General features: G+C 69.1%; 4 protein-coding genes. 2 read left to right on the forward strand and 2 right to left on the reverse strand.

Annotated features, from left to right (window positions below; genetic code table 11):
- On the reverse strand, positions 1-1,355 hold a 1,355-nt coding region (gene dnaG / locus Q4I23_RS29310), incomplete at its 3' end, for a DNA primase (protein ID WP_498528546.1).
- Between the two features lie 38 nt (positions 1,356-1,393).
- Positions 1,394-1,855, reverse strand: a complete 462-nt coding sequence (locus tag Q4I23_RS29315) for a GatB/YqeY domain-containing protein (RefSeq protein WP_498528547.1) — start codon at positions 1,853-1,855, stop codon at positions 1,394-1,396.
- A gap of 449 nt (positions 1,856-2,304) precedes the next feature.
- On the opposite strand from Q4I23_RS29315, the gene carA reads away from it, so the two are divergent.
- Together carA and Q4I23_RS29325 are read left to right on the forward strand one after the other, a co-directional pair.
- Positions 2,305-3,480, forward strand: a complete 1,176-nt coding sequence (carA, locus tag Q4I23_RS29320) for a glutamine-hydrolyzing carbamoyl-phosphate synthase small subunit (protein WP_498528548.1) — start codon at positions 2,305-2,307, stop codon at positions 3,478-3,480.
- Positions 3,481-3,772: 292 nt separating this feature from the next.
- On the forward strand, positions 3,773-6,315 hold a 2,543-nt coding region (locus tag Q4I23_RS29325), incomplete at its 3' end, for a PAS domain-containing protein (protein ID WP_498528549.1).

Here is a 6,315-nt window from a genome sequence, read left to right on the forward strand (position 1 = left end):
GTTATAGTCTCGTGGGCTCGGAGATGTGTATAAGAGACAGGAACCCAGGGGCCGCGGTCGTTGCGCTGGCGCGGCGGCGGGGCGAAGGCTTCGTCGACGCGGCGGCGCATCTCCGTGCGGTAGAAGGACTGCACGTCGCGGTCGGCGATCTGCCCAACCCGCGAGTCCAGCGCCGCCTTCACAGCCGCCTTGGATTCCGGGGTGCCTGTCGGCTTGCCCTCGGTCTCCATGCGCCAGACCGCCTCGGACAGCGGGATGGCCTCGGCCAGCACCTCCTGCATGGCGCGGGGACCGTGCAGGCGGATCAGGCTGTCGGGGTCCTCCCCCTCCGGCAGGAAGGCGACGCGGGCGGAATGACCGGGGGCGAGGTGCGGCAGGATGCGTTCCACCGCCCGCCACGCCGCCCGGCGCCCGGCGTTGTCGCCGTCGAAGCAGAGGAAGGGGACCTTCTCCGCGTCGGGAATCAGCTTCCACAACTCCTGGACCTGCGTCTCGGTCAGGGCGGTGCCGAGCGGCGCCACGGCCCCCTCGAACCCGGCGCGGACCAGCGCGATGACGTCCATGTAGCCTTCGGCGACGATCACCGGCTTGCCGTCCGCAGCCGCCTGCCGCGCCCGCGACAGGCCGTACAACAGCGTGCCCTTGTGGAACAGCGGCGTGTCGGCGGTGTTGACGTATTTCGGGCCGTCGCCCTCCAGGATGCGCCCGCCGAAGGCGACCACCCGGCCGCGCCGGTCGGTCACCGGGAAGATCACCCGGTTGCGGAAGAAGCTGTAGGGCGTGCGCCCGTCGTCCGGCCGCTTCAGCAGGCCGGCGGTCACCATGTCCTCTTCCGAGAAGCCCTGCTTCAGAAGCTGGCCGCTCAGCGCGCCGGAATCGGCGGGGGCGAAGCCCAGGCGGAAACGCGCCATGCCGTCGGTGTCCAGCCCGCGGCGCTGGAAATACTCCAACCCGGCACGGCCCGCGGGGGCGTAGAGCTGCTGCTCGAACCAGCGGGCGGCCTGCTCCACCAGATCGTGCAGCGTCTTGCGCCGCTCGTAGCGCTGCTTGTCCTCTTCCGTGGCGCGAGGAACCGGCATCCCCGCCTCGCCGGCCAGCGCCTCCACCGCCTCCGGAAAGGCGAGGTTGTCGTGGCGCATGACGAAGCCGATGATGTCGCCGTGCGCTCCGCAGCCGAAGCAGTGGAAGAAGCCCTTCTGGTCGTTGACGTAGAAGGAGGGCGACTTCTCGTTGTGGAAGGGGCACGGCGCCTTGTACTCGCGGCCGGCGCGGATCAGGCGCAGGCGCTTGCCCACCACGTCCGACAGGGCGAGACGGGTGCGAAGCTCTTCCAGGAATTGGGGCGGGAAGGCCATGGTCGGGCGGCACCCGTGCTAGATCGGCAACCGCACCGTCAGCAGGCCGAGAGCTGCTGCTTCACGGTGGCGCTGACCTTGGCGAAGTCCATCTGGCCGGCGTAGCGCGCCTTCAGCTCCGCCATCACCTTGCCCATGTCCTTGATGCAGGTGGCGCCGATCTCGTCCACCACCGTCTTCACGGCGGCGGCCACCTCCTCCTCCGACATCTGCTTGGGCAGGAAGCCCTCGATGATGGTGATCTCCTCGCGCTCCTGCTCGGCCAGTTCCAGGCGGCCGCCCTGCTCGTACAGCTTGATCGACTCGCCGCGCTGCTTGATCATCGTCTGCAGCATGGAGAGGATCTCGGCCTCGTCGATGCCGTCGGTGACGCCGCGCGAACGCGCCGCGATGTCACGGTCCTTCAGCGCGGCCAGGATCAGGCGCACGGTCGAGACGGCGCGCTGGTTCTTGGCGAGCATCGCCTGCTTCAAAGCCTCGTTCAGGCGCGTGCGCAGCATTGCGTGTGTCCTTCGTGTTCGTCAGGTGTGTTCATCAGGTCGAAACGATAACGGCCGCTCGGCAGCATCCGCACCGTCCCCATCCGTGGGGTGGCGCGGGAGACGCGGCGCGAACCGGCAATATTCCTAAATTTGCGCCGGATTGCCACGTCAATTCCGAAGAGCCGCTTCACGCCCCCGACCACCCTTCCAACAGCCAAGCCCCACCGGTGAAGCACGGCGATTATGCAAACGCGCCGCTGGAAATCGGGGTACCAATCGTCATATACGGTTGACCGGCTCACCCGTCCCGACTAATCGATCCAGGCTCAGACACCCGACCGCAAGGAAACGGGATGGAGGGGCACGGACCGACGACGACGCGTGCGCCCAGCGGGGCGGGACGCGGCGCCGACGCTCCGCAAAGCAGGAATATGTGGCCCGCGGCGGCTCTTGATAAGGTCTGAAGGATGGCTCAATCGACTCTCCCGGCGGGCGATGCCGGCGCTTACACCGGTGTCCTGGTTCTGGCCGACGGCACCGTCTTCAAGGGCCGAGGCATCGGTGCGGTGGGGGATTCGGTGGGCGAGGTGTGCTTCAACACCTCGATGACCGGTTATCAGGAAATCCTGACCGACCCCAGCTACGCCGGGCAGATCATCACCTTCACCTTCCCCCACATCGGCAACACCGGCGCCAACCCGGAAGACATCGAGACGGTGACCCCCGCCGCGCGCGGCCTGATCCTGCGCGCCGACGTCACCGACCCGTCGAACTGGCGCGCCACGCGCCATCTCGACGACTGGCTGAAGAGCTACGGGCTGGTCGGTCTGGCCGGGGTGGACACCCGCCGCCTGACCCGCCGCATCCGTGACCTCGGCGCGCCGAACGGCGTCGTCGCCCACGCGCCGGACGGCAAGTTCGACCTCGACGCGCTGGTCGCCAAGGCCAAGGGTTGGCCGGGGCTGGAGGGCATGGACCTCGCCAAGGACGTCTCCTGCCGCCAGACCTACGGCTGGGATGAGGGCGCCTGGACGCTCGGCGCCGGCTACGCCACGCAGGGGAGCCCGCGTTTCCACGTCGTGGCGATCGATTTCGGCGCCAAGCGCAACATCCTGCGCTGCCTCGCGGCGGCCGGCTGCAAAGTGACCGTGGTTCCGGGCACCGCCACCGTCGAGGACGTGATGCGCCACAAGCCGGACGGCGTCTTCCTGTCGAACGGCCCCGGCGACCCTGCGGCCACCGGCGAATACGCCGTGCCGACGATCAAGGGCCTGCTGGACACCGGCCTGCCGATGTTCGGCATCTGCCTGGGCCACCAGATGCTCTCGCTGGCGCTGGGCGCCAAGACGAAGAAGATGCCGCTGGGCCACCGCGGCGCCAACCATCCGGTGAAGGATCTGGCTTCCGGCCGAGTGGAGATCACCAGCCAGAACCACGGTTTCGTGGTGATGGAGGAGACCCTGCCCGCCGATGCCGAGGTGACCCACGTCAGCCTGTTCGACGGCACCAACGAGGGCATCCGGTTGAAGAACAAGCCGGTCTTCTCGGTGCAGTACCACCCGGAGGCCTCGCCCGGCCCGCAGGACAGCCACTATCTGTTCGACCGCTTCGTGGCGTTGATGGACGGCAAGCAGACGGTCTGACGCCCGGCGGACGCACCGGCCGATGATGGGAAAGGAGCCGCTTGCGGCTCCTTTTTCTTGTTCAGCCGTCCGGTCACGCGGAGCCGCCGCCCCTCTCCTTTTTTGCCCAACCGACACTCCCCGATCGGGCGGATTGGCTGATTTCTCCACCCCCTTCGATAAAAACCCTGCTCCGTCAAAGGTGTGTCCTTTGCTTCTGGACTCTGCGATGGTTACGGGCGCGCCCCTCGCCATGCATACCGGAGCATGACATCCCTTGCCTGTGCACGCTCAGGATGACAACGCACCCGCCATGAACGACGGCGGCCTGGGCGACGACCAGCCCCGGGCCGGCGGCCTGTCGCTCCGCGCCGGGCTGGTGCTGCTGGTCATGGCGGCGCTGCTGCCGATGCTGGGATTCGCCGGCTGGACGGTCTTCCGCATGGCCGAGACGCAGAGCGCCGCGATCGAGCGGTCCGGCCAGGATCTGGCGCGGACGCTGGCCGTCGCCATCGACCGCGAACTCATGGCGATGGAGACGGCGCTCCAGGTGCTCACCACCTCTCCCCACTTGGTGAAGGGCGATCTCGCGGCTTTCCACCGGCAGGCGACCGAGGTGCTTCAGCACAAGGGCTCCCGGCGCGAGGGCGTGCACATCGTGCTGAGCAACGCCCAAGGCCAGCAGCTGATCAACACGCGCCGCCCATTCGGGGAGCCGCTTCCCCGCACCGCGGTTACCGGCCTCGTCCGGCGGACGGCGGACAGCGGTCAGACCCAGATTTCCGAGATCTTCACGGGCGTCGTCGCCCAACGCCCCCTGGTCGCCGTCGCGTTGCCGATCACGCGGAATGGACCCTCGGAACATGTGCTGGCCATGAGCATCCCAACCGAGATGTTCATCGAGGTGCTGCGCCAGCAAAGCCTTCCGGAGGGATGGATCGCCGCCCTGTGGGACCGGCAAGGCGTCGTCATCACCCGGACCGCGGCCTCCGACACCTTCACCGGCACGCCGATTTCAGCGGAGGTGTTCCGCCGGACCGCCTCGGCGAGTTCCGGGACCTTCACCGCCGTGGCGCGGGACGGCACGCCGCTGTTCAACGCCTTCGCCCGGTCGGAGCTGTCGGGCTGGACCGTCGCCGTCGGCGTGCCGCAGAGGCTGATCACCGAACCCATGCGCCGCTCGGTCACGCTGGTGTTGTGCGGCGGCGGAATCCTGCTGCTGGTCAGCCTGGCGATGGCTCTGGCGGTCGGGCGGCGCATCGCCGATCCGGTCGCGGCGTTGGCCGGTTCCGCCCTGGCGCTGGGACGCGACGGCCCGCACGCATCGCCGGTGATGACCGCCCCCGCGCCGATCCGCGAGGTCAACGCGGTGGCCGGCGCGCTGAACCGGGCGGCCCGCCGCCTGCGCGACAGCGAGGCGCAGCAACGGCTGGTCATGGAGGTCGTCGGGCTGGGCGTCTGGCGCTTCGACATGCACAGCCGCCGCTTCCACGGCTCGGACCACACCGCCGCCCTCCTGGGCGTCCCGGTGCTCGACGGCGCCTCGGTCGAATCCTGGATTCGCAACGTCGCGGCGGACCACCGCAACGCCGTCCGCGCCGCCCTCTTCCGCGATGCCTCGTCGAAGGGCGAACTGGAGGCGGAGTTTCCCGTCGGCTCGCCCGACGGGCAGGTGCGCTGGCTGGCCATGCGCGGGTCCTGCCTGACCGACCCGGACGGCACCACCCGCGCCGTCGGCATCCTGGAGGACGTGACGGAGCGGCGGCGCGCCCACGAGATGCAGTTGGGCGAACTGGTGGACCGCCACGCCTCCGACCGCCGCCTGTTCGCCGCGATTATCGAAAGCTCCACCGATCTGATCGTCGCGGTGGACCAGGAGCTTCGCTACATCCTGTTCAACGGCGCCTACCAGCGGGAGGTCGAGGCGCTGTACGGCCACCGCCCGGCCATCGGCCAGCGCCTGCTGGAGATGATGGAGCATCTGCCCACCGCGCAGGTCACCGCGGAATCCCTGTGGAGCCGCGCGCTCGGCGGAGAGCGCTTCACCATCGTGGAGGAGCTGGGCGACCCCGCCCTGCAGCGCAAGCGCTACGAGCTGGCCTTCGGCACCATCCTGGACTCCAGCGGGCGTCGCATCGGCGCCTATCACGTCGCCCGCGACGTCGAGGAGCGGGAGCGCACCGGCCAGGCCCTGCGCGAGATCGAGGAGACGCTGCACCAGGCCCGCAAGATGGAGGCCATCGGCCAGCTCACCGGCGGCATCGCCCACGACTTCAACAACCTGCTCCAGGCCATCGGCACCTCGCTCTACCTGCTGCGCGCCGCTGGGGAAAGCGGTGGAGCCAGCCATCCCCAGGCCCTCGACATGGCGGAGAAGGCGGTGGAGCGCGGCGCCACCCTGACCCAGCATCTGCTGGCCTTCTCCCGCCGGCAGCGGCTGGAGCCGAAGACGGTCGACGTCGGCGCCCTGGTCACCGGCATGGGCGGGCTGCTGGAACGCACGCTGGGCGGCACCACGCGCATCGTGACGGAGACCGAGCCCAGCCTGTGGCCGGCGCGGGTCGACCCGAACCAGCTCGAAATGGCCATCCTCAACCTCGCCATCAACGCGCGGGACGCCATGGCGGCGGGTGGCACCCTGACCATCCGCACCGGCAATTGCCCGGACGACATGGAGGGACGGCCGCTCGATCTCGCCGCCGGGGACTGCGTGTCCATCGCCGTTGCCGACACCGGCAGCGGGATGAGCGAGGAGACGGCGGCGCGCGCCTTCGAACCCTTCTTCACGACGAAGGGCGTCGGGCACGGCACCGGCCCTGTCTCTTATACACATCTCCGAGCCCACGAGACTATAAC

This window comes from Azospirillum sp. UFLA03-27, assembly GCF_059803775.1.

What these genes read in the sequence shown, in the direction of transcription:
- carA (WP_498528548.1), top strand. Translation starts at nt 2,305, where the DNA reads ATGGCTCAATCGACTCTCCCGGCGGGCGATGCCGGCGCTTACACCGGT.
- Q4I23_RS29315 (WP_498528547.1), bottom strand. Translation starts at nt 1,855, where the DNA reads ATGCTGCGCACGCGCCTGAACGAGGCTTTGAAGCAGGCGATGCTCGCC.